The sequence below is a fragment of the Oceanobacillus iheyensis HTE831 genome, assembly GCF_000011245.1.
GTDB lineage: Bacteria > Bacillota > Bacilli > Bacillales > Amphibacillaceae > Oceanobacillus > Oceanobacillus iheyensis.
Genome location: NC_004193.1, coordinates 1,898,084 through 1,923,219, shown reverse-complemented (window position 1 = coordinate 1,923,219; position 25,136 = coordinate 1,898,084). Strand labels below are relative to the sequence as shown.

The 25,136-nt window shown below is 34.7% G+C and carries 24 protein-coding genes; 22 read left to right on the top strand and 2 right to left on the bottom strand.

Annotated features, from left to right (window positions below; translation table 11 throughout):
- Positions 1–3 precede the first annotated feature (3 nt).
- The 18 genes from spoIIIAF to spo0A all read left to right on the top strand — a co-directional run bounded on the left by spoIIIAF (position 4) and on the right by spo0A (position 17,210).
- Entirely contained in the window at positions 4–621 is a 618-nt protein-coding gene (gene spoIIIAF, locus OB_RS09715) for a stage III sporulation protein AF (RefSeq protein ID WP_011066286.1), read from the top strand.
- Entirely contained in the window at positions 618–1,253 is a 636-nt protein-coding gene (gene spoIIIAG, locus OB_RS09710) for a stage III sporulation protein AG (protein WP_011066285.1), read from the top strand. Before spoIIIAF ends, spoIIIAG begins: the two co-directional genes overlap by 4 nt.
- 12 nt (positions 1,254–1,265) lie before the next feature.
- Positions 1,266–1,820 (top strand): SpoIIIAH-like family protein, encoded by a 555-nt coding sequence (locus OB_RS09705; RefSeq protein ID WP_011066284.1) that lies wholly within the window; start codon positions 1,266–1,268, stop codon positions 1,818–1,820.
- Between the two features lie 325 nt (positions 1,821–2,145).
- Positions 2,146–2,625, top strand: coding sequence for an acetyl-CoA carboxylase biotin carboxyl carrier protein (gene accB / locus OB_RS09700; protein WP_011066283.1), 480 nt, complete (start codon positions 2,146–2,148; stop codon positions 2,623–2,625).
- Between the two features lie 13 nt (positions 2,626–2,638).
- Positions 2,639–4,006: an acetyl-CoA carboxylase biotin carboxylase subunit gene (accC, locus tag OB_RS09695; protein WP_011066282.1), complete on the top strand. Its 1,368-nt coding sequence runs from the start codon at positions 2,639–2,641 to the stop codon at positions 4,004–4,006.
- A gap of 12 nt (positions 4,007–4,018) precedes the next feature.
- Positions 4,019–4,408, top strand: coding sequence for an Asp23/Gls24 family envelope stress response protein (locus tag OB_RS09690; RefSeq protein WP_011066281.1), 390 nt, complete (start codon positions 4,019–4,021; stop codon positions 4,406–4,408).
- Positions 4,409–4,719: 311 nt separating this feature from the next.
- On the top strand, positions 4,720–5,562 hold the full coding sequence (gene glcT / locus OB_RS09685) for a glucose PTS transporter transcription antiterminator GlcT (RefSeq protein WP_011066280.1): 843 nt from the start codon (positions 4,720–4,722) through the stop codon (positions 5,560–5,562).
- A 134-nt stretch (positions 5,563–5,696) separates the two neighbouring features.
- Positions 5,697–7,724 (top strand): glucose-specific PTS transporter subunit IIBC, encoded by a 2,028-nt coding sequence (gene ptsG, locus OB_RS09680; protein ID WP_011066279.1) that lies wholly within the window; start codon positions 5,697–5,699, stop codon positions 7,722–7,724.
- 173 nt (positions 7,725–7,897) lie between these two features.
- Positions 7,898–8,278 (top strand): transcription antitermination factor NusB, encoded by a 381-nt coding sequence (gene nusB / locus OB_RS09675; protein ID WP_011066278.1) that lies wholly within the window; start codon positions 7,898–7,900, stop codon positions 8,276–8,278.
- 18 nt (positions 8,279–8,296) lie between these two features.
- Entirely contained in the window at positions 8,297–9,154 is an 858-nt protein-coding gene (folD, locus tag OB_RS09670) for a bifunctional methylenetetrahydrofolate dehydrogenase/methenyltetrahydrofolate cyclohydrolase FolD (protein WP_011066277.1), read from the top strand.
- The gene (xseA, locus tag OB_RS09665; protein WP_011066276.1) at positions 9,144–10,511 is read left to right on the top strand and encodes an exodeoxyribonuclease VII large subunit; all 1,368 of its coding nucleotides are present in this window, start codon (positions 9,144–9,146) and stop codon (positions 10,509–10,511) included. Before folD ends, xseA begins: the two co-directional genes overlap by 11 nt.
- Positions 10,486–10,722: an exodeoxyribonuclease VII small subunit gene (locus OB_RS09660; protein ID WP_011066275.1), complete on the top strand. Its 237-nt coding sequence runs from the start codon at positions 10,486–10,488 to the stop codon at positions 10,720–10,722. Before xseA ends, OB_RS09660 begins: the two co-directional genes overlap by 26 nt.
- Positions 10,719–11,603 (top strand): polyprenyl synthetase family protein, encoded by an 885-nt coding sequence (locus tag OB_RS09655; protein WP_011066274.1) that lies wholly within the window; start codon positions 10,719–10,721, stop codon positions 11,601–11,603. The genes OB_RS09660 and OB_RS09655 overlap by 4 nt, the downstream gene beginning before the upstream one ends.
- A 2-nt stretch (positions 11,604–11,605) precedes the next feature.
- Entirely contained in the window at positions 11,606–12,415 is an 810-nt protein-coding gene (locus OB_RS09650) for a TlyA family RNA methyltransferase (protein WP_011066273.1), read from the top strand.
- A gap of 20 nt (positions 12,416–12,435) precedes the next feature.
- The gene (gene ahrC, locus OB_RS09645) at positions 12,436–12,885 is read left to right on the top strand and encodes a transcriptional regulator AhrC/ArgR (RefSeq protein WP_011066272.1); all 450 of its coding nucleotides are present in this window, start codon (positions 12,436–12,438) and stop codon (positions 12,883–12,885) included.
- A gap of 27 nt (positions 12,886–12,912) precedes the next feature.
- Complete coding sequence (gene recN, locus OB_RS09640; protein WP_011066271.1) at positions 12,913–14,607, top strand: DNA repair protein RecN; 1,695 nt, start codon at positions 12,913–12,915, stop codon at positions 14,605–14,607.
- Positions 14,608–14,862: 255 nt separating this feature from the next.
- Positions 14,863–16,068 (top strand): SpoIVB peptidase, encoded by a 1,206-nt coding sequence (gene spoIVB / locus OB_RS09635; RefSeq protein ID WP_011066270.1) that lies wholly within the window; start codon positions 14,863–14,865, stop codon positions 16,066–16,068.
- Between the two features lie 359 nt (positions 16,069–16,427).
- Complete coding sequence (gene spo0A, locus OB_RS09630; protein WP_011066269.1) at positions 16,428–17,210, top strand: sporulation transcription factor Spo0A; 783 nt, start codon at positions 16,428–16,430, stop codon at positions 17,208–17,210.
- A 196-nt stretch (positions 17,211–17,406) separates the two neighbouring features.
- Here the strand turns inward: spo0A and OB_RS09625 are convergent, their stop codons facing one another.
- Together OB_RS09625 and OB_RS09620 are read right to left on the bottom strand one after the other, a co-directional pair.
- The gene (locus OB_RS09625; RefSeq protein ID WP_011066268.1) at positions 17,407–18,801 is read right to left on the bottom strand and encodes an aspartate kinase; all 1,395 of its coding nucleotides are present in this window, start codon (positions 18,799–18,801) and stop codon (positions 17,407–17,409) included.
- Between the two features lie 90 nt (positions 18,802–18,891).
- Complete coding sequence (locus OB_RS09620; protein ID WP_011066267.1) at positions 18,892–19,131, bottom strand: DUF2627 domain-containing protein; 240 nt, start codon at positions 19,129–19,131, stop codon at positions 18,892–18,894.
- Positions 19,132–19,269: 138 nt separating this feature from the next.
- Between OB_RS09620 and OB_RS09615 the strand changes: the two genes are divergently transcribed.
- The 4 genes from OB_RS09615 (at position 19,270) to lpdA (ending at position 25,134) form a co-directional block, all read left to right on the top strand.
- Positions 19,270–21,321 (top strand): sigma-54-dependent Fis family transcriptional regulator, encoded by a 2,052-nt coding sequence (locus OB_RS09615; protein WP_011066266.1) that lies wholly within the window; start codon positions 19,270–19,272, stop codon positions 21,319–21,321.
- A 177-nt stretch (positions 21,322–21,498) separates the two neighbouring features.
- Positions 21,499–22,593, top strand: a complete 1,095-nt coding sequence (locus OB_RS09610; RefSeq protein ID WP_011066265.1) for a Leu/Phe/Val dehydrogenase — start codon at positions 21,499–21,501, stop codon at positions 22,591–22,593.
- Positions 22,594–22,620: 27 nt separating this feature from the next.
- Positions 22,621–23,697 carry a butyrate kinase gene (buk, locus tag OB_RS09605; protein ID WP_011066264.1) on the top strand — a complete coding sequence of 359 codons (1,077 nt, stop codon included), beginning with the start codon at positions 22,621–22,623 and terminating at the stop codon, positions 23,695–23,697.
- 15 nt (positions 23,698–23,712) lie between these two features.
- Complete coding sequence (lpdA, locus tag OB_RS09600) at positions 23,713–25,134, top strand: dihydrolipoyl dehydrogenase (protein WP_011066263.1); 1,422 nt, start codon at positions 23,713–23,715, stop codon at positions 25,132–25,134.
- Positions 25,135–25,136: the final 2 nt, after the last annotated feature.

The following is a 25,136-nucleotide window of genomic DNA, read 5'->3' as shown; positions in this document are numbered from 1 at the left end:
TCAATGAATATACTAATCGATTGGGTAACTCAAATCATCATTTTTATCATAATTGCATCTATCATTGATTTACTTATTCCTGCAAATGATCTTAAAAAATATGTCCGGTTAGTCACAGGATTGGTATTAATTTTAATTATTTTACAACCAGTTTTTCATTTGTTCGATACGGATATAGATACTGTCATATCAAGCTCTATGAATGAAATTGAACAACAATATAATTCAACCGATTCTTTAGAAAATCAAATAGAATTTCAAAAAAATGAAATACAAGCGAGTCAAGATGCATATATTTTAGAACAAATGGCTGTCCAACTGGAAAATGTTGCCGAGGACCCCTTAAAGGAGGAATATAACATGATGATAGAAGACATCGAATTCCACTTTGCAGAAAAGAGTGAAGTTACCTTTGAGGATCTTACAGAAGTCATTGTATTTATTAAAGAAGCTGAACAAGGGGAGGGAGCGGTGGATACAGTTGAAGATGTGGTAATTGATTCCAATTCGGAGAAATCTCGTCCGAAGGTGGATTTTTCAGAAATGGAGATGCTTCTTATGGAATTATGGGAAATTACGGATAAAAAAGTAACCGTTTATTGGGAGGGGGGGACATCTTGAAAAATAAATTAGATTCTTTTTTCAGGCCGAACAATGAACAAAATGATAAGGAAAAAAAGGACAAGAAGCCATCTAGGAAAATTGGTTATTTAATAATATTAGGCTTAACAGGATTATTGCTGCTTTTTATAAGTAATATGTTCTCGTCTAGTGAAGAGCCAGAATTGATTCAGGAACCACAAAACGAACCAACGGAACCAAGCGGTGGAGAAGGAGAAGTATCTGGAAATGATATTTCACAATTGGAAGAAGAGATGTCGGGGCAGTTGGCTACGATGCTCAATAAGATTCAAGGAGTAAATGATGCAGAAGTAATGGTAAATCTCGATGCAACAAGTGAACAAGTATACGAAAAAAATCAAACAAAAGGGCAACAGACAACAGATGAGACGGATAGAAATGGAGGCAGTAGAGTAGTGGAAGATCAAACCGAAGAGAGTCAAGTTGTTCTCTTTCGTAATGGTGACCAAGAAATACCTCTACTTGTACAAACAAAGCAACCAGAGGTAAGAGGAGTTTTTGTTGTAGCTAAAGGGGCGGAAACACCATCTTTAAAAAATCAAGTAATAGAAGCAGTTTCACGAGTACTTGATGTCCCTACGCATAAAATTTCAGTAATGCCAAAAAATTAAGGAGGAATTTATATGTTAAAAAAGCAAACAGTATGGTTATTAACAATGCTTAGTCTAATGGTTGTCCTTAGTGTATTCTACATCTTCTCTCCAAGTGGTGACGATTTAGCTTTTATTGATGATGGACAAGATAGTTCTGAAGAAACAACAGCCCCTGCAGATGGAGAAGAAGGTGCTGATATAGAAAGTACAACTAATGTGGGTAGTGATGAAGTATTTACAACAATTCGAATGGAAGTACAAGATGAGCGAAGTAAACAGAAGAGTCGGTTAACAGATGTAGTGGCTTCTGGATCAGCAAGTGCGGAAGAGAAAGATGAAGCTTTAAAAGAAATTGATCAATTAGAAGAGTTATCTTCAAAAGAGAAAATATTACAAGAACAAATACTAGGTGCAACTGGTTATGAAGATGTCCTTGTTCGAACAGATGGTGATAAGGTACATGTACATGTAAAAGTAGATGAATTATCAGACGAAGAAGCAGTAAATATTATGCAAATGGTTCGTGATGAATTTGGTAGGGACATTACGACTGAGGTTAATTTCCAACCTACTGCAGGAGAATAATTATAATATAATAGACTAAACCTTAACGACGGATGCTTTCTTCCGTCGTTTTTTTATGACGGAATCATTCTTTACATGAATCTTGGCTTAGCACCTGTGAAACAGACTCGACTTTACAAATTATTTATCTACATAAAAGATAAGTTGATTCCTTCATAGAAAAGCATTTTCATTACTGATATAATTAAGGAGAATTGTTAGAAAATATAGATTTACTTGATGTTTACCCTGATTGTATCGTAATATATTAAGAGGTAATATTAGTACCTAATCGTAAATGCTTGATCAAAAAAAGTAGATAAAATACAAGCGAGGAGTGCCGGTTATGTTAAATGTTGAAGAATTAAGGGAAATAATTAGAATGGTCGATGAATCATCTATAACAGAATTTTCTTATGAAACAAATGGTACAAATATATCGATGAAAAAGTATAGTGGTCAACAACAAGTTATACAATCAAACCCTACTGTAACAGAATTTACTAGTCAACCAACAGTGGAAAGAGAACAACAAGTAAGAACGGAAGAAACAGAGGAAGTAACTAAATCAAGTTCTTCTGTAGATTATGATTATGAAATTACTTCACCAATGGTTGGTACATTTTATACTGCTTCATCACCGGAGAAAGAACCTTTTGTGAGTAAGGGGACGAAAGTAGATTCTAGCAGTGTTGTATGTATAGTTGAAGCAATGAAACTATTTAACGAAATTGAAGCAGAAGTATCAGGAGAAATCGTAGAAATATTGGTTGAGAATGGTGAGCTTGTTGAGTATGGACAACCATTATTCAGAGTAAAGAAGTAAGGGGATGGAATAATTGATTAAGAAGCTATTAATAGCTAATAGAGGGGAAATTGCGGTTCGTATTATTCGTGCTTGTAAAGAAATGAATATCGAAACGGTTGCCATTTACTCAGAAGCCGATAGCGAATCCCTTCATGTACAATTAGCCGATGAAGCATACTGTATTGGGCCCAAATTAAGTAAAGACAGCTACTTAAACATAACGAATATAATGAGTCTTGCCACACTAACCGAAGTTGATGCTATCCATCCAGGGTATGGTTTTTTAGCTGAGAATGCTGATTTTGCTGAGATATGCAGAGCTTGTAATATCACCTTCGTTGGCCCTACTCCAAAAGCAATTCAACAAATGGGAATAAAAGATGTTGCAAAAGAAACAATGAAAAATGCTAATGTACCTGTTGTTCCAGGTTCTGAAGGTATTGTCGATACAACTGAAGATGCTATCGAAGTAGCTAATAGTATCGGTTATCCTGTTATCATCAAAGCTACTGCTGGTGGCGGCGGGAAAGGTATTCGCGTTGCTCGCAGCGAAGAAGAGCTTATTAAAGGAATGGAAATAACTCAAAAAGAAGCAGAAACAGCTTTTGGAAATCCAGGTGTATACCTAGAGAAATTCATTGAGGATTTTCGTCATGTTGAAATTCAAATACTTGCTGACACTCACGGGAATGTAATCCATCTTGGAGAGAGAGATTGCTCGATTCAGCGTAGACTACAGAAATTGATTGAAGAATCACCTTCTCCTGCACTTAATGAATCCATTCGTGCTAAAATGGGAGAAGCCTCTGTAAAAGCGGCTAAAGCCGTAGAATATGTTGGTGCTGGTACCATTGAGTATATTTTCGATCGAAAAACGAATGAGTTCTATTTCATGGAAATGAATACTAGAATACAAGTAGAGCACCCTGTAACAGAAATGGTAACTGGTGTAGATTTAATTAAAGAACAAATTAATGTTGCAAATGGCGAAAAGCTATCAGTTAATCAGTCAGATATAACGATGGACGGGTGGGCAATTGAATGTCGGATTAATGCCGAAAATCCATACCAAAATTTTATGCCATCTGCGGGTGAGATTGAAATGTATTTACCACCTGGTGGATTAGGAGTTCGTATTGATTCTGGTGCATATACTGGATATCGAATTCCACCATATTATGATTCGATGATTGCTAAGCTAATAACATATGCTCCAACGAGAGAAGAAGCAATTAGCAAGATGAAGCGAGCATTAGATGAGTTTGTTGTTGAAGGAGTCTTTACAACAATTCCTTTTCACTACCAAATTATGAATCACCAAGTATTTCAAGAAGGTGATTTTAATACTAATTTCCTTACTGAATATCCGATTTTGCAGGACACAGATGATTCCGAATAAGGAGTGAATGCAATGAGTGAACAACCATTATTAGAAGTGAGTGATCAGAACGAACTAGGTAAGGTTAAGATTGCACCTGAAGTATTAGAAGTAATTGCTGGAATAGCAGCTACGGAAATACCTGGGGTATATGCAATGAGAGGTAACTTTGCTTCAGGTGTTGCTGAACGTTTCGGAAAAAAATCACACAGTAAAGGTGTAAAAGTTGAATTAAAAGATGATGGAGTTTCCATTGATATTTATGTGATTTTGAAATATGGGCAACCTATTCCAAAAGTAGCTCAAGGCTTACAAACTAATATTCGTCAAACCATTTTTTCTATGACAGCAATTGATTTACAGGAAATTAATGTCCATGTTGTTGGTATCCACATGGAAGATGATGTAGAAGATACAGAGTAAATAGTTTATAAAACGCAGGTCATTACGTATGACCTGCGTTTTTTGGTAAGATAAGAATGTTAAGATTTAAAGTAACCATATTGGATGATGTCGACTTCGTACACTTATAAAACATAAGATAAAGGTTTTTCTGAATACCAAAGGCGCAAGCTTCGCTTTGGAAAGCGAGTGTATTTTTAAAAGAGTATACGGTTTGTTATTTAAAATGAATTTATTAATTGACTCTTATTCAAGTCCATTAATTTTTATAAATTTCTTGCATTTGTGTTACAATTATATTTACTTAAAGATTGTTATAGGAGAAAGGTAATATGTCCGATTTTATAGTGAAGAAACCATTGAACAATAACGTATTAATAGCACAAGATAATTATCAGAATGAAGTGGTATTAATAGGGAGTGGAATAGGCTTTAATTTTAAAGAGAACGATTCTGTTGAGGAAGAATTCGTGGAGAAATTATTTGTCTTACGTGATCAAGAACAACAAGATCAATATAAAAAAATAGTACCTCAGATTGATGAATATTTACTTCAAAAAATCATTGATTCCATTAATATGATTCAAAAAAGGTCTAGTGAAATATTAAATGAAAAAGTTCACGTTGCTTTAACGGATCACTTATTATTTGCGATTAATCGTTTAGAAAAAGGAATGGCTATCATAAATCCATTCTTATCTGAAACAAAGATTCTATATCCTTTAGAATATGAAATTGCAGCTGATATAGTTGATTTTTTAAACCAACAATTAGATATTAATTTACCCGATGGTGAAATTGGTTTTATTGCATTACATGTTCATAGTGCTATATACAACAGAAAAATATCTGATATTAATCGATACTCTCAATTAATTACCCAATTAATTAATATAATTGAAACTAAATTGAGTATAAAGATTGATAGAGCAGGTATTGAGTACATTCGTTTGGTACGTCATATCAGATATACTATTGATCGATTGGTAGAAGGAGAAGTTGTACAAGAACCTAAAAAAATAGCGGAATTACTGAAAACAGAATATCCAATTTGCTATAATTTGAGTTGGAAACTGATGAAAATTATACAGCAAACCTTAAAAAAACCAGTGTATGAAGCCGAAGCTGTTTATTTGACAATGCATTTACAACGTCTTTATCAAAAATATGAATAGATTATGTACTGCTGATACAATTAGGCATGGGTAGATAAATGCTCAGTCGTTAAGCTAACTATTTAACGGTTGTTTGCAAAAAAACTCATGTTTTTTTATGTTCGTAATCAATTTTTAATGAAGGGGGGATAAATATGTTTAAGAAGGCATTTGGTCTATTACAGAAGATAGGTAAAGCACTTATGTTGCCAGTTGCATTATTACCAGTCGCTGGGTTGTTGCTAGGTCTTGGTAACGCAGTACAGCAGAATACAGTGTTAGAGTATCTTCCATTCTTACATATGGAGTGGATTCAGTTAATTGCTACAGTTATGGAAGATGCTGGTGGTATTATTTTTGATAATTTACCATTGATATTTGCTATTGGTGTATCGATAGGGCTTGCAAGTGATGGAGCTGCGGGGCTAGCTGCATTAGTCGGATATTTAGTCTTAAATCAAGTTATGGGATCTTGGATTGGTGTAACTTCTAAAATGATTGAATCTGACCCTAGTTTTGCATCTGTTTTAGGTATCCCAACTTTACAAACAGGTGTATTCGGAGGAATTATTGTCGGACTAATTGCTGCCTTTTGTTATAACCGATTTCATGATATTGAAATGCCTTCTTTCTTAGGTTTTTTTGCTGGAAAGCGATTTGTTCCTATAGCTACTGCTGGGTGTTCATTTGTAATAGGTATATTGCTCATGTTTATTTGGCCGCCGGTACAAGATGCGATGAATAGTGCATCATATTGGTTAATTGAAGAAGGTACATATGTAGCAGTCTTCTTATTTGGATTTATTAAACGATTATTAATTCCGTTCGGACTTCATCATATTTTTCACGCACCTTTTTGGTATGAATTTGGATCATTCGAGACTGAAGCTGGTAATATTGTAAGAGGGGATATGGCGATTTTTTTTGCTCAATTAAAAGATGGAGTAGAATTCACAGCTGGTCACTTTATGGCTGGGGAATTCCCAATCATGATGTTTGGTTTACCTGCCGCAGCTCTAGCAATGTACCATGCTGCTAAGCCAGAAAAAAAGAAATTAGTTGCAGGTTTACTTGTATCAGGAGCACTAACATCTTTCTTAACAGGAATTACAGAACCTCTTGAGTTTTCTTTTATGTTTTTATCACCAATTTTATTTTTGATCCATGCACTTTTAGATGGTTTATCTTTTGTTTTGATGACATATTTTCATGTGAATATAGGATTTACTTTCTCAGGAGGAGCTATTGACTTTGTGCTTTTTGGTATTCTGCCAGGACAAGAACCGTGGTGGATAACGATTATACTTGGGTTATTTTTTGCGATAATATATTATTTTCTATTCCGTTACTTCATTAAAAAGTTTAATTTACTAACGCCAGGTAGAGAAGAATCAGATGATCATAAATATAGTCCTAGTTCTGAAAAAAGCGACTTAGCGTTTGACGTAGTAGAAGCGATAGGTGGATTACAAAATATTACTCATTTGGATGCTTGTATTACAAGATTGCGGGTATCTGTCGATTCTATTCAAAAAGTAAATAAGGTTAGATTAAAAAAAATAGGAGCATCAGGAGTCTTAGTGGTGGGAAATAACGTTCAAGCAATATTTGGACCTCGCTCCGAGACGATAAAAGGACAAATACAGGATATTATTTTAGGTAAGGTACCTCGACTAGGACAAGAGTTTGAATATCCTGTTGTAGAGGAGCCTATATCCGTTAATGATGAAATAATCGTATCACCATTAACTGGACAAATGATACCGATAACAGATGTGTCTGACCCAGTATTTTCTGGTAAATTGATGGGAGAAGGTTTTGCCATCATTCCGGAAGATGGAACGATTGTTTCTCCTGTGGATGGGGAAATCATTCATATTTTTCCGACCAATCATGCAATTGGAGTCCAATCAGAGGAAGGGACAGAAATATTAATACATGCTGGATTGGATACAGTTAACTTAAATGGAAAAGGATTTAATATTTTTGTTGATGAAAATCAATTTGTTAAAGCTGGGCAAGCATTATTAAAAGTAGATCTAGACTATTTAGAAAAACAAGGATTTTCAACAGTTACTCCTGTTGTATTCACAAACATACATGATTTAGCTTATATACATTTACTAGAGGAAAAAGTTGAAAAAGGACAATCCAATATTATAGCCTTCAAAAGGGTACAATAAGAGCCGTCTGAGTAAAATATCTTTTTTGCTTGGGGGCTTTTCTTTTTGTTCACTAAAAGTGGACCGGATATGCTAAAATCGTTTATATGATATGGTTGAATCCTAGCCAAGTAAAAGAGAAACGTGTTATTATTTTAACAGTAAATGAAGGAATTAGAAGGAGTCAAAATAGAATGAATCGACACAAAGCAAGAGAAAAAGCTTTTCAGGTCTTATTTCAGCTAGACATTAATGAGACGGAATTAGAAGAAGTAATGGAAACACTAAAAGAAAAGGAAAGATACGATGTGTTCTTGAGATCGTTAGTTGAAGGAGTTATTCAACACAAGAGTGTAATTGATGAAAAGATCTCTACACATCTAGAGAAATGGACAATAGATCGGATAGCTTCTGTAGAAAGAACGATTCTCCGAATGGCCATTTTAGAAATAATGTATATCGATGATATTCCGCAAAATGTTTCTATTAATGAAGCAATCGAACTGGCACATACATTTGGGGATGAACAATCAGGAAAATTTGTAAATGGTGTTTTATCAAAAATTATTGCATAAGGGAGAGAGAATTAACCAATGGCTACATTGTTAAATGGCAAAGAATTATCTGAAGAGTTAAAGCAAAAAATGAAAATAGAAGTAGATGAATTAAAAGAAAAAGGTCTGACTCCACATTTAACAGTAATATTGGTCGGAGATAACCCTGCTTCCAAATCCTATGTAAAAGGAAAAGAAAAAGCCTGTGCAGTTACAGGGATTTCTTCTAATTTAATTGAACTGCCTGAGAATATTAGCCAAGACGAACTGCTTCAAATTATTGACGAACAAAATAATGACGACAGTGTTCATGGCATATTAGTACAATTACCGTTACCAGATCAAATGGATGAACAGAAGATTATACACGCTATTTCTCCTGCAAAAGATGTAGATGGATTTCATCCGATTAATGTCGGAAAAATGATGACAGGAGAAGATACGTTTATTCCTTGTACTCCATATGGTATTTTAACAATGTTGCGATCAAAAGATATCTCTCTTGAAGGGAAACATGCTGTAATTATAGGAAGAAGTAATATTGTCGGTAAACCGATTGGATTGCTTTTACTACAAGAAAATGCAACAGTAACGTATACGCACTCTCGTACAAAGAATTTGCAAGAAATAACGAAGCAGGCAGATATACTAATTGTAGCGATAGGAAGAGCTCATGCAATTAATGCGGATTATATTAAGGAAGATGCCGTAGTAATTGATGTAGGCATTAATCGTAAGGATGATGGAAAACTTACTGGAGATGTGGACTTTGAAAGTGCAGAACAAAAAGCATCTTACATTACACCGGTTCCACGTGGGGTAGGTCCCATGACGATAACGATGCTGCTAAAAAATACAATTAAAGCTGCAAAAGGATTGAATGACGTTGAAAGATAAATATTTGACGGTAACAGCTTTAACAAAATATGTTAAAAGGAAAATGGATTCTGATCCACATTTGCGGGATATTTGGTTACGTGGGGAAATATCAAACTTTAAACACCATAGTCGTGGCCATATGTATCTGACAATTAAAGATGATTCTGCACGTATTCAGGCGGTAATGTTTGCTTCAAGCAATCGTAAGTTACTTTTTCATCCTGAAAATGGAATGAACGTTCTTATTCGTGGGGAAATAAGTGTATTTGAAGCTTATGGTCAGTATCAGTTGTATATTCATGAAATGGAGCCTGACGGTATTGGGTCTTTGTATCAAGCATTTGAACAATTAAAAGAAAGATTACATAAACAAGGTTATTTTGCAGACGAATATAAAAAACCAATTCCTCGTTATCCAAAAAATATCGCCGTGATTACTTCTCCAACAGGTGCAGCAATTAGGGACATACTAACAACGATGAAACGACGTTATCCTTCTGTGAAAATAACGGTTTTTCCAGTACTTGTTCAAGGAAATCAAGCTAAAGCATCCATTGCTCGATCTATACAGCAAGCAGATTCCCTATCGTATGATGTGATTATTGTTGGGAGAGGCGGGGGATCGATTGAAGAATTGTGGAGCTTTAATGAAGAAGAAGTTGCAAGAGCAATTTTTGAATCGAAAACACCAATTATATCTGCTGTTGGACATGAAACAGATACCACAATAAGTGACTTTGTAGCTGATTTACGTGCACCTACACCAACCGCAGCTGGAGAATTAGCAGTACCTTCCCAGGTTGAACTTTTGGATAAAATAGAGATTCAAAAAAGACAGTTAGCACGTCTGTTAAAACAATATATTAGTCAGCACGAAACAATACTTCATCAACTAAGACAAACCTATGCATTTAAATATCCGCACCAATTAGTAAAGCAAAAAGAACAAGAATTGGATTCAACAATGGATAACCTTCAACGAAGAATGAAATCAAAGGTTTCTGATGACAAATTAACACATAATCATTTAATAAAAAGATTATCCAGTCAACATCCACAAAGGGAACTGAGATTAGCAATTGATAAATTACGTCAACTACATTCCCTTCAAAATAAGATGATGAATAACTACCTTGAACAACAATCTCAACGGTTATATTCGCAGATAGATAAGTTAAGTTTGGTTAATCCTTTGGAAATTATGAAAAGAGGATATGCTCTTCCGTATAATGAAGATGGAGCGTTAATTAAATCAGTTAAGCATTTACACATAAATGATACGATTCAATTAAGAATTGCAGATGGGGAAGTAACTGGAAAAGTAACAGCAATTAAGGAGGCGAATGAAAATGGCAACGAAGGATCTAACGTTTGAACAAGCCATGGAGAAATTAGAAGGAATCGTTTCTAAATTAGAAGAAGGAGACGTTCCACTTGAAAAAGCGATCGAATATTATCAAGAAGGAATGAATCTTTCTAAGCTTTGTAGTGAGAAATTAAATCATGTGCAAGATAAAATGGTTCAGATAATGAATGAACAAGGAGAATTAGAACCTTTTGATATACAGGAGGATTCATCATCGTGAATGAAAACTTACAAAGATATTTAGAGATATATCGTGAGAAATTGGAAGCAACATATAATACTTATTTTTCACATTTAGATATCCCGAATAATTTAAAAGAATCCATGCTATATTCATTAAATGCAGGCGGGAAGCGATTAAGGCCAATATTAATATTGGCTAGCTATGAGGTATACGGAAAAACATTAGATAAAGTGATGTCCTCAGCAGTTGCAATAGAAATGATTCATACGTATTCACTTATTCATGATGATTTGCCTGCCATGGATGATGATGATTATCGTCGAGGCAAGTTAACAAATCACAAACAATTCAATGAAGCAACAGCAATATTGGCTGGAGATGCATTACTAACGTATAGTTTTCAATTAATTAGTTCAGATGACCTACTAACTTCTGATGAAAAAGTGGAGTTAATACGAATATTATCTGAAGCGAGTGGACCAGCTGGGATGGTCGCTGGTCAAATATTGGATATGGAAGCTGAAAAACAAGCTGTTACACTTGAAGAAATGGAAGAAATTCACGCATTAAAAACTGGAGAGTTAATTCGGTTTGCAATTATTGCTGGAGCATATCTTGGTGGAGCAACAGACAATCAGTTAAAACACCTTACTGATTATGCTTATTATTTAGGCTTAATTTTTCAAGTGCAGGACGATATCTTAGACATAACTGGAGATGCGTCGAAGATTGGGAAACCAGTGGGTAGCGATGAACTGAATGAAAAAAGCACGTATCCGAAATTATTAGGATTGCAAGGTGCTATCGATCAGAAAAATCTCTATGTTGAAAAAGCCTACAAAAGTCTACATTTGGCTGGAGCAGAAGATTCTCTGCTCGCTGAATTGACAAAGTATTTCAGTGAGCGTGATCATTAGAAATGAAAAAGAAAAAAAGAGCTGATGAGTTACTTGTAGAGCGAGAATTGGTTGAGAATATTGATAAAGCCAGAAGGTCTATAATGGCCGGGATCGTTTTTACAGAAAATGATCGAATAGATAAACCAGGAACCATTATTTCTGTTGAAACGCCGTTACGTGTAAAACAAAAAGATAATCCTTATGTAGGTAGAGGCGGAAAAAAGCTAGAAAAGGCATTACAAGAATTTGATGTAGATGTAAGTGATAAATTGTTTATGGATGTTGGTTCATCAACTGGAGGTTTTACTGATTGCGCGTTACAGCATGGTGCAATTAAAAGCTATGCAATTGATGTCGGGTACAATCAATTAGACTGGAAGCTTCGGAATGACCATCGTGTTATTGTCATGGAACGGACAAACTTCAAGGATGTTACACCTGAATTATTAAACCATGGTCTTCCTAATTTTGTATCTATAGATGTATCTTTTATTTCTTTAAAACATATCTTCCCAGTTCTTAACAAGATTCTGCAACCTAATAGTGATATAATTGCTCTAATAAAACCACAATTCGAGGCAAAACGTGAACAAGTAGGGGAAAAAGGAATTATTCGTGATCCAGCAGTCCATCACGAGGTCTTAGATAAAGTGATGATGTATGCAAGGGAGAGCGGTTTCTCCTTACTAAACTTAACTTACTCACCTATTACAGGTACGGAAGGAAATATTGAGTTTCTAGTACATTTGGGTTGGGAAAAAGAAAGTAATACGGAAGCGTTCATATCCTATGATCGAGTTATAGAAGAAGCACATATGAATTTGAGTTAAGGAACTGAGGAGGTATAACCATGAGTAAATTACAACGGCATATTAAAATTAGAGAGCTAATAACCGAAAATATAATTGAGACACAAGATGAATTAGTCGACTCCTTAAAAGCTTTAGATTTTAATGTTACTCAAGCAACCGTTTCTCGTGATATAAAAGAACTGCAATTGGTAAAAGTACCTACCACAACGGGACAATATAAATATAGTTTACCAGCGGACCAACGATTTAATCCATTGCAAAAGTTAAAACGACTGATTGTTGATACGTTTGTAAAAATTGAACATGCTAGTCATTTTATTATTCTTCACACATTGCCAGGAAATGCACATGCGGTTGGTGTTTTAATTGATAATCTTGATTGGGAAGAGATTATGGGAACCATTTGTGGGGATGATACATGTTTAATCATTTGCAGAACTCCAGAACAAGCAGAAATGATTAAAAATCGCTTTATTGAAATGTTATAAGTTGGAAACAATGGGGTGGGTAGAAAAGTGTTAACCGAATTATCAATTCAAGATTTTGCTATTATCGATGACATATCTATTACTTTTAATGACGGACTAACGGTTTTAACAGGTGAAACGGGAGCTGGAAAATCCATTATAATTGATGCAATTCAATTATTAGCAGGTGGAAGAGGTTCTGTAGACTATGTCAGACATGGTACAAAAAAAGCAACAATTGAAGGATTGTTTTTTATTTCGAACAACAATCATCCTATATATCATACAGGTAATGAATTTGGAATAGAGATACAAGACGAACAAGTTGTATTACAACGGATCATTACTTCTTCTGGTAAAAGTATTTGCCGCGTTAATGGTAAATTAGTTACTTTAGCTATATTACGTGAATTTGGTAAAACATTAATTGATATTCATAGTCAACACGAAACACAGTCATTAATGGATGTTGACCATCATATTGACTTTCTTGATATGTATGACTACAAGGCGATCGAAGAAACAAAGTCTGAATACAGAAAAATATATGATGCACTTGAAACAGTAAAACGTAAGTATCGTAAGTTAAATGATAATGAGCAAGAGATGGCACAACGACTTGATTTGTTACAATTTCAACAGCAGGAATTGGAACAAGCGCAATTACAGCCTGAAGAAGACATTGAAATAGATGAAGAAATTCATCAGCTTGCTAATTATGAAAAATTACATCGAGCATTAAATGATGCTTATTACGCTCTTTATGGGGAACAACGGGGCCTTGATTTTGTGAAACAAGCGCAACTAGCATTGGAAACTAATCAAGATGTTGATCCGTTTATTACTGAAAAAAATGAAGAAATCGCAAACCATTTTTATGCTTTAGAAGAGTTGGCATACTCATTACGGAACCATTTAGATGGCCTACAATATAACCCTGAACGATTAAATGAATTAGAGCAAAGAAAAGATGAATTAAATAAGTTAAAACGAAAATATGGTACCACAGTGGAAGAAATGTTATCTTATTTAGCTAAAATTGATGAAGAAATAGAGCAAATAACGAATCGTGATACACATGTTAATGCATTAGTTGCGGAAATAGAAGAACTCGAAAAAGATGCTATGTTAGAAGCAGAACAACTCCATCATTTACGCGCTCTTGCAGCAGAAAACTTGGTGAATGAAATACATCAAGAGCTCAAAGATTTATACTTAGAAAATGCATCATTTGCTATTGACTTTGAAGATGCAACACCACCAAAGTTAACAAAAAATGGATATGATAAAGTTCGTTTTTTGATTTCAACGAATGTTGGCGAACCATTGAAAGATTTATCAAAAGTAGCATCAGGTGGAGAATTATCAAGATTTATGCTTGCACTTAAAAAAATATTTTCCAAACATCAGGGTATTACCAGTGTGATTTTCGACGAAGTGGATACTGGAGTGAGTGGACGTGTCGCACAAGCTATTGCTGAAAAAATGCATCAAGTCTCTACAGATTCTCAAGTACTTTGTATTACTCACCTTCCCCAAGTAGCAGCAATGGCAGATACTCATAAGTTTATTCGGAAAAATGAGAAGTCAAATCGCACATACACAAGCGTTCAAGAATTAAATGAGGAAGAACAGATTGATGAATTAAGTCGCATGATTACAGGTACGAAACTTACCGACACTGCAAAAAGTCATGCAAGAGAAATGCTAGAGCTTGCATCAAACTTTAAAGTAAAAAATTAAAATAAATAGGATAAAATTATTTAAAAACCGGAAAATATACTTACCGGTTTTTTTATTTTACCTCGATTAACAAATATAACTAAACTCCTTACATGCATATAGCTGATTCATCGTGTTATGTAATTTATACTATCTCTTTTACAGGAAAAGATACACATTTCACATAGGTTGTTCCAGTTTAAAGATTTGTCAAATGCAGAAATTATAAGTACATAAAAAAGAACAAATCGATGGTTGGAAGAGGAGAGTGATGACGTGCAGAATAGAACAAAAAACTTCATAAAACGGTTCGTACTATTTTTAGTAATTACCTTTGTAGTATCTTCTATGTTTGTTTATCCAAAAATGACCATAGCTGATCATATAGATTCTGAATTAGTTCAATCGACTAGTACTACTAAAGAAATTCAAAAAGTCTTTCCAGATGCTGCTCCAGCTCCTAAAAAGAATACAGGGGATGAACCACCACGAAATTTGCAAGATGTGAAAGTAATCCCTGGGGGACAATCAATAGGAGTTCAACTGGAAACAAAAGGAGTTCTGGTAGTTGGACACCATTTAGTAAATGGAAATAAAGGGGATATTTCTCCAGGAGAAAAAGCAAAAATTAATGTAGGCGATGTGATCGTTAAAATCAATGGGGAAAAAATTAAAGAAATGAGCGACATTAAATCCTATGTAGAAGAAGCTGGTAAGAATAAGAAAATGATGGATGTTACCGTAAAAAGGGGCAAAAGTACAATTGACACTAAGCTTGAACCTGTATTAGATGAGAAAGAAAAACAATTCAAAATAGGACTGTATATTAGAGATTCAGCAGCCGGTATAGGCACTATGACTTTTTATGACCCCGTAAGCGGTAAGTATGGAGCATTGGGTCATGTGATCTCTGATATGGATACAAAGAAACCTATTGAAATAGAAGATGGATCGATTGTTCATTCTTCAGTGACTTCCATTGAAAAAGGAGATAATGGTATACCTGGCGAAAAACAGGCAAGATTTGAAGAAGGCAACCATCGAATTGGTTCCATAAAAAGAAATACAGATTATGGAATATTTGGAGTGTTAGAGAAGGAAATTGATCACGAGAAATACAACAAACCTTTCCCTGTAGCTTTATCACATGAAGTAGAAGAAGGACCAGCAAAAATTTTAACTGTTATAAATGGAGAAGAAATTGAAGAATTTGATATTGAAATTGTGAGTAGTGTACCACAAAATAACCCATCTACTAAAGGAATGGTAATTCAAATTACAGATCCAAAATTATTAAAAGAAACAGGTGGAATTGTTCAAGGCATGAGTGGAAGTCCAATCATTCAAAATGGAAAGGTAATTGGAGCGGTAACACATGTTTTTGTAAATGATCCAACTTCTGGTTACGGTGTTCATATTGAATGGATGTTGCAAGATGCAGATATTATTCCGCACCGCGAGGAGAAACAAACAGCAGCTTAATAAATGCTTGTAGTGGTTAAGCCATTACAAGCATTTTAATTTGCGTTTTTTTTAGATAAAAGCACTGCAATTTGAAAATATTTCATGCCATATTTCATGCCAGTTATCAATACCAAACCCCCACACATGTCAAAAAGATCAAACTTGATGAATTTATGTAAATTGACTTCTCCAGATAAGTAAATATTTTTCGACACTATTCTTATTTTTATATCGAATCATATCGAAAACATAAGAAAAACGAAGTATAAGTGAATATATTTAAAAAAATTTAAAGTTTTTTAATTAAAAAGAGGATATTTTATACTTTTGTAGAATATGTAAATTGTGGACCAAAAGATAAAGGGAGGAAATAACTGGTGGAGAAAATTTCTGTTTGTTTAGTTGATGATAACAAAGAACTTATTGAGATGATGGAGGACTATTTTAGCGAACAACATGATATTGAAGTTATTGGAACTGCTTTTAATGGGAGAGATTGTATTAGTATGCTGGAGGAAAAAAATCCAGATGTATTAATATTAGATATCATAATGCCCCATATCGATGGGTTAGCTGTATTAAATAGTATTAAATCCATGAATTTAACACCTAAACCAAATGTTATTATGTTGACAGCATTTGGCCAAGAAGAAGTAATGAAAAAGGCAGTTGATTTAGGAGCCTCTTATTTTATTCTAAAACCATTCGATTTATCTAATTTAGCAGATCAAATTCGACAGGTTCAAGGCACTACCGTTACTTCTAGTCCTACAGTATCAAAAACAGCTAAAGTAGAAAAGAAGAAACAGGATCTTGAGGCAAATATAACGAATATTATTCATGAGATTGGAGTTCCTGCACATATTAAAGGGTATATGTATTTAAGAGAAGCGATTACAATGGTATATAATGACATTGAATTGCTAGGTTCAATCACAAAGGTACTATATCCTGATATAGCGAAGAAATTTAATACCACTGCCTCACGAGTAGAAAGAGCAATACGTCATGCGATTGAAGTTGCATGGAGCCGGGGCAATATTGATTCTATCTCTGCCTTGTTTGGTTACACCATAAATATTTCGAAAGCTAAGCCAACAAACTCTGAATTTATTGCTATGGTAGCTGACCGGTTAAGGTTGGAGCATAAAGTCAGCTAAATCGTTTATATGGTACATACGCACAGTAGGGCGTTAATTGATGTACAAAATAAACCGTCCTTCTTGATTACATGATTTAAATCAAGAAGGACGGTTTTGTTATAAATTTTCTCTAATGAATTAGTTAAAGGGTACGGAAATAACATAAATAATTTTCAAGATTACCGACTACGCAAAAATATAAAGAGACGTCTTTTTACGTTAATATTTTTGTCTCAGCTTCTTCAACTTTTTGGCTCACTTCAAAAAATTCATGGTATAGAGATTGAATGGCTTTATCAATATCTTCTGCGTGTATACCAAACATCATGGATACTTCTGAGGAACCTTGGTTAATCATTTCAATATTTACTCTTGCTTTAGAGAATGAAGAAGTAGCTCTGGCAGCAACTCCAATTGTATTTACAAGACCTTCACCAACTACCATAATGACAGCTAGATCACGATGAATACTAACTGTGTCCACATGTAATTCGTTTTTAATACGGTCTATTACGATACGTTCTTTTTCTGGAGTAAACTTGTGATCTCTAAATATAACGGACATGTCATCTATTCCTGAAGGAGCGTGTTCAAAAGAAATATCTTCATCTTCAAAAATATTGAGAAGTTTGCGTCCGAATCCAACTTCTCTGTTCATTAGAAATTTACTTACATAAAGACTGCAAAATCCAACATCACTTGCAATTCCAACAACACAATTGTCTCTCGCATCACGTTCTGATACAATCATTGTTCCCGGAGAATCTGGATTATTGGTGTTCTTAATACATACGGGAATTTGTTCACGAAAAGCAGGAATTAATGCTTCATCATGAAAAACAGAGAAACCAGCGTATGATAATTCTCGCATTTCTTTATACGTCAATACATTTATTTCTTTCGGATTATTAACAATTGTTGGGTTAACAGCATATACCGAATCTACATCAGTGAAATTCTCATATAATTCTGCCTTTGTCCCTGCAGCTAAGATCGAACCAGTAATATCGGAACCGCCTCTAGAGAATGTAACAAGTTCTCCATTCTCGGCATATCCAAAGAATCCTGGGATGACTACGACTTTATCAATATCACGTAGCTTTTTAATAATCGGAAAACTTTCAGGTAATAATTGTGCATGTCCTGGTTCATTACTAACATATATACCTGCATCCTTCGGGTTCATATATGTAGCATCTATACCTATATGTTGAAGGTATGCACTAACTATTTTTGCCGAGCTATCTTCACCAATTGCTTTAATTGCATCTAAAAGTTGGTTTGGTGATAGATCCTTATTTAAATCTTCTTCAATTGTTTGTTTAATATCATCAATTATACTGGTATGCAAATTTAAATTGTCGACAATTTCCTTGAAACGGTCCATTATAATAGTTAATGTTTTCTCACTTTGTTCGAATTGTTTTCGCTGATGACTGCCAGCAAATTCAATTAATAGATCAGTGATTTTGACATCGTCTTTAAATCTTTTACCGGGTGCGGATACAACAACAACTTTTCTGGAGGGATCCGCCTTGATAATATTTGCTACTTTCTGAATTTGTTCTGCATTTGCAACTGAGCTTCCTCCAAATTTTGCTACTTTCATTTGTAATGATCCCCCATTATCGAATTTATTTTATTAATATAACATATTTTATAGAAGATTAAAGTAATTTTATTGAAAAAAGACGGAAAATTATCCGTCTTTCTTTTTGTCAAAAAGTTCTTTTTGCTTTTTCTTATCTCGGTAAATAATAAAACCACCCAAGAATGCTACTCCTAAAATAAACAAGACAAGTCCTACTATAAACTGAATACTACCATAGAAAAATATTGCATAAAATTCATCGAACAACGTATCGCGCATGAGTTTTATGCCAAGTGCTGCGATGATTCCAGGAATAAATATAACAATAACTGCTAATAAGCGTTGCATCTGTTAACCCCTTTATGTAAATACATATTCACCGTAAGTATATCAAATTCTATAGAAAATAGAAAAAAATATAGTTTGCTAATAAATGCAGAATATCATAAGATGTAGATATGCAAAATAATGCAAGGTGGAGAGATGATGAAACAAGTATTAATTGTTGGTGGCGGTAAAGGCGGAACTGCATTATTTCATTTATTACAGGCAACTAGTCGGATGAACATAAAGGCAGTTGTTGATCTAAATTTAACTGCGCCCGCTATACAACTGGCGAAAAATGCAGGTATTCCAGTGAGTACTAATTGGAAAGATTGGATTTTTGAAGAAGTGGATATTGTTTTAGAGGCAACAGGTGTGGAATCAGTATTAGAAGAAATTATAGAAGTACGGCCTCGAAAAACAGTAGTAGTTCCAGGTTCAGTTGCTAATATAATCTCTGAATTGCTATATGAAAAAGAATACCTTGTTGAAAAAGTAAAATCACAAGCAAACAGATTGGAACTTATCCTCAATCATATTCATGACGGAATGATTGTTATTGATAAAAATGAAAAGGTAGAGCTTTTAAATAATCGGGCAGAAAATATTTTAAATAAAAAAGAGTTTGAGTATAAAGGGAAACACATCTATGATTTGTTACCTTCGAGTAGGTTACCGAATGTTTTAAAATCCCAAAGAAGAGAATTAAACCAAAAAACAATTTTAGATAATGGTAAGAAAGTAATTTCTACCCGAATCCCAATTATTAGTAAAACCGGTGATTTAGTTGGTGCTTTTGCTGTATTTAAAGATATTACAGAGGTTGTCAAGCTTGCTGAAGAAAATACGGATTTAAATGAAATAAAAACGATGTTAGAAGCGATTATAAATTCATCAGATGAGGCGATAAGTGTAGTAGATGAAAAAGGAAATGGTCTCATCATTAATCCTGCGTATACTCGAATTACCGGGCTAACGGAAGAAGATGTAATTGGAAGACCAGCGACTGTAGACATCTCAGAGGGAGAAAGTATGCACCTCAAAGTTCTAGAAACGCGTCGGGTGGTTAGAGGCGTACATATGAAAGTAGGCCCTCATAACAAAGAAGTGATTGTTAATGTTGCCCCTGTCATTGTACAAGGAAAAATTAAGGGTAGTGTTGGGGTTTTACATGATGTTTCAGAAATTCAGTTATTGACGAAAGAATTAAAACGAGCAAGGCAAATTATCCGTAACTTAGAAGCTCGGTATACATTTGACGATATAATTGGAAGTTCTCCAGAAATGAAGTTAGCGCTTGAACAAGCAAAAGTAGGTGCAAAGACTCCGGCAATTGTGTTGCTACGTGGAGAGTCAGGCACAGGAAAAGAACTGTTTGCTCATGCAATTCATAACGAAAGTGATCGCAAGCACCATAAGTTTATTCGAGTGAATTGTGCTGCGCTTTCAGAATCGCTATTAGAAAGTGAGCTATTTGGGTATGAAGAAGGAGCTTTTACTGGTGCAAAAACTGGTGGTAAAAAAGGCTTCTTCGAGGAAGCGAATGGAGGAAGTATCTTTTTAGATGAAATAGGTGAATTGTCACTAACCATGCAAGCGAAATTACTTCGAGTACTTCAAGAAAAGGAAGTAGTACGTGTCGGTGGGTCCACCCCTATTTCTATAGATATACGCGTGATTGCAGCAACGAATGTAAATCTTGAAAAAGCGATAATGAACCGTACATTTAGAGAAGATTTATATTATCGGATAAATAAGCTTCCAATTACAGTTCCTGCAATAAAAGAACGAATTTCTGATTTACCAGAGCTTATACAACATATCATTCATAAAATGAACAATGAATATGGGAGAAATGTTGTTAGAATATCTACGAAGGCTGTTGATCAATTAATGAAATATCATTGGCCTGGCAATGTACGAGAATTAGAAAATGTCGTAAGTAGAGCGATGATATTTATGGATAATACAGAAGAAGTACTTGATGTTAAGCATTTACCTAACATCATTGCTAGAAAACATGAAGATACTTACGTAAAGCTAAACTCAGACGGTGAAATCACCAAATTGCAAGATGCTTTGGATGTCTATGAAAAACAGTATATTAATATGGTATTTGAACGATGTAATAAAAATAAAACGAAGACAGCAAAAGAACTACAAATTTCTGTACGTAACTTATACTATAAGTTAGATAAATACAACCTTGAATAATTTTTCCTGCAAAATATTGCAGGAATGAAAGTTATTGCGTGCTTTCAAAGGCTGTATATCAATGTCTGCTTGGTATTATTAGTTGGCATACAATTTGCAAGTTACTATTGAAAGGAGTGGTGTGGATTAAGTGCACCGTTTAGTGGTTCTGTGAATTCATTCTTAGGAGGAATAATAATGGAAATCTTTACAAGCTTACAAAAATATGATTATGAACAATTACTTTTTTGCCAAGATAAAAATTCAGGATTAAAAGCGATTATTGCTATACATGATACTACATTAGGACCCGCACTAGGCGGAACGAGAATGTGGACATATAAGACAGAAGATGATGCAATAGTTGACGCCCTACGGTTGGCAAAAGGAATGACATATAAAAATGCAGCTGCTGGATTAAATCTTGGTGGAGGGAAAACAGTAATTATCGGTGATCCAAAAAAAGATAAAAATCCCGAAATGTTTCGTGCGTTTGGAAGATACATCCAAGGTTTAAACGGGCGGTATATTACTGCAGAAGATGTTGGAACAACTGAAATGGATATGGACTTAATACATTTAGAAACAGATTATGTTACAGGAACCTCTTCTTATTCAGGTGCATCCGGTAATCCATCTCCTATTACAGCGTTAGGATTATATCATGGTATGAAAGCAACGGCCAAAGAAGCTTTCGGAACAGAGTCGCTGGAAGGAAAAACCGTAGCAGTTCAAGGTGTTGGGAATGTTGCATATCATCTATGTGAATTTTTACATAAAGAAGGAGCAAATTTAATCGTTACTGATATTAATAAAGAGTCTGTAAAGCGTGCAGTAGAAGATTTTGGGGCAAAAGCAGTAGACCCAGATGAGATTTATGGAGTGGAGTGCGATATTTATGCTCCGTGTGCACTAGGAGCTACAATTAACGATGAAACGTTAGATAAATTGAAAGCAAAAGCTGTCGCAGGATCTGCTAACAACCAATTAATGTCAACAAAACATGGTGATATATTGCATGAACGGGGAATTGTTTACGCACCAGATTATGTTATTAATGCAGGTGGAGTTATTAATGTTGCAGATGAGTTAGTTGGTTATAACAGAGAAAGAGCAATGAAAAAAGTAGAAATGGTTTATGACAATGTAGAGAAAGTGTTCGAGATTTCAAAAAGAGATAATATTCCTACACATGTTGCAGCAGATAGAATGGCGGAGGAACGAATTCAATCCGTACGTAATTCTAGAAGCCAGTTTCTACGAAATGAAAAACACATACTAAATTTTAATTAAGAAAGCCAAGTCGTTGGAGGTTGTCTTGTGCAAACAAATGGAAGGATACTAGTGGTTCAACCAGAATTATACGCAACAACTATTGGCGTGTTTGAAAATGAAAGGTTTCTGTATAAACAAACGATTCAACATAATGAAGAAGAGTTAAGTAAATTCACTCGAATCATGGACCAAGTTGCTTATCGAAAACAAACCCTTCTGCATCAATTAGATCTTGATGGTATAAATATTTCAAAATTTAGTGCTGTATGCGGAAGAGGTGGATTACTTCAACCTATTACTGGTGGAACTTATGCTGTAAATGATAAAATGCTTTATGATTTGAAAACAGCTTCCTATGGAGAACATGTATCTAATTTAGGGGCGGTTATAGCTGATAGCATTGCTAAGGGATTAAACATTCCTGCATATATTGTTGATCCGCCAGTAGTTGATGAAATGCAGTCAATAGCGCGGATATCGGGAATTCCCGAAATTGAAAGAAAGAGTATATTTCATGCTTTGAACCATAGACAAGCAGGAAGACTAGCTTCCAAGCGTTTAGGAAAAAATTACAATGAGCTGAATCTTATTGTAATTCATATCGCACGAGGTATAACTATTGGCGCACATAATAAAGGGAAAATAATTGATGTTACTAATGGGTTAGAAGGGGAAGGTCCTTTCACTATAGATCGTTCTGGTGGCATTCCAATTGCTAGGTTTCTAAGATATGGGATAGATAAATTTGATCAGATCGAGGATTGGGAACAGAAATTAATAAAACAATCTGGCTTAAAAGGATATCTTCACACTGAAGATCCAAAGGTTATTCAATTGAATTTATTAAAAAAAGACCCTTGGACAATGGAAATCATGCAAGCATTAGCATATCAAATTGCGAAAGAAATTGGGTCAATGAGTACAGTTTTACATGGAGAAGTAGATGGTATAGTTTTCACGGGGAACGTAGAAGATGATGATTTTGTAATGAAGGAAGTAATCACAAGAATAAATTGGATTGCAGATGTGATGGTTTTTCCAGGTAATAATGAGCTTGAAGCTATGAATGAAGGCGTTCTTCAAGTGATTCGAGGAGAAATCCCCGTGAAAGTCTATCCGTAAAAAGGAGGGACATTAATGGCAACGGAATACGATTTAGTCATACTTGGAGGAGGAACTGGTGGTTATGTTGCCGCCATTCGTGCTTCACAATTAAAAATGAAAGTTGCGATTGTTGAAAAAGCTGAGTTAGGAGGCACATGTCTTCATCGTGGTTGTATTCCATCCAAAGCATTACTTCGGAGTGCGGAAGTATATCAACAAACGACTCGGGCAGATGAATTTGGGATTCAAGTAGCAAAGCCTGTTCTTGATTTTTCAAAAGTACAACAACGAAAACAAAAGATAATTGACCAGCTGCATCAAGGAGTACAAGGGTTGATGAAAAAAGGGAAAATTGATGTTTATCAAGGCTTTGGGAGAATACTAGGGCCAAGTATATTTTCACCAATGCCTGGAACGATATCGGTCGAGTATAGTGATGGAAAAGAAAACGATATGCTCTTACCAAAAAATGTTTTGATTGCAACGGGATCAAGACCTAACCAATTACCGGGTTTTGAATTTGATCACAATTATATTTTAAGTTCAGATGATGCGTTGGCATTAGAAACACTTCCTGATTCTATAGTAATTATTGGTGGTGGCGTTATTGGTATTGAGTGGGCATCTATGTTAAATGACTTTGAAGTAGATGTCACTATTCTCGAAAATCAAGACCGAATCCTTTCAACAGAAGATGCTGAAATTTCAAAGGAAATGAGTAAATTATTATCCCAAAAAGGCATTAACATCATTACCAACGCAAATGTAAAAGCTGATTCTGTAAAGAAAGATCAAGGTGTTTCTTTACAAGTAGATGTTGATGGAGAAATACAAACTCATCAAGCAGAGAAAGTTCTTATGTCTGTAGGAAGAAAAGGGAATATTGAAAATATTGGACTGGAGAATACAGATATCGTAACAGATAGAAATTTAATTATGACAAATGAGTTTTATCAAACGAAGGAATCACACATCTATGCTATTGGTGATGTAATTGGCGGTCTTCAATTAGCTCATGTTGCATCACATGAAGGAATAAAAGCTGTAGAACATATGGCAGGGCATACCGTTGAAAAAATAAAAGCTAATGCGATCCCTTCTTGTATTTATTCTAGTCCTGAAGCAGCAAGTATTGGTTTGACGGAGGCGCAAGCAAAAGAAAAAGATTATGAAGTAAAAGTAGGTAAATTTCCTTTTAAAGCAGTCGGTAAGGCTTTAGTTTACGGGGAAAGTGAAGGCTTTGTAAAAATAGTCTCTGATAAAAATACCAATGATCTATTAGGAGTTCATATGATTGGTCCACATGTGACAGATATGATTGCTGAAGCGAGTCTTGCTAAATTTTTAGATGCTACTCCGTGGGAAATTAGTGAAAGTATTCATCCACATCCAACATTATCAGAAGTGATCGGTGAAGCTGCATTAGCAGTAGAAGGAAATCAAATTCATGGTTAATT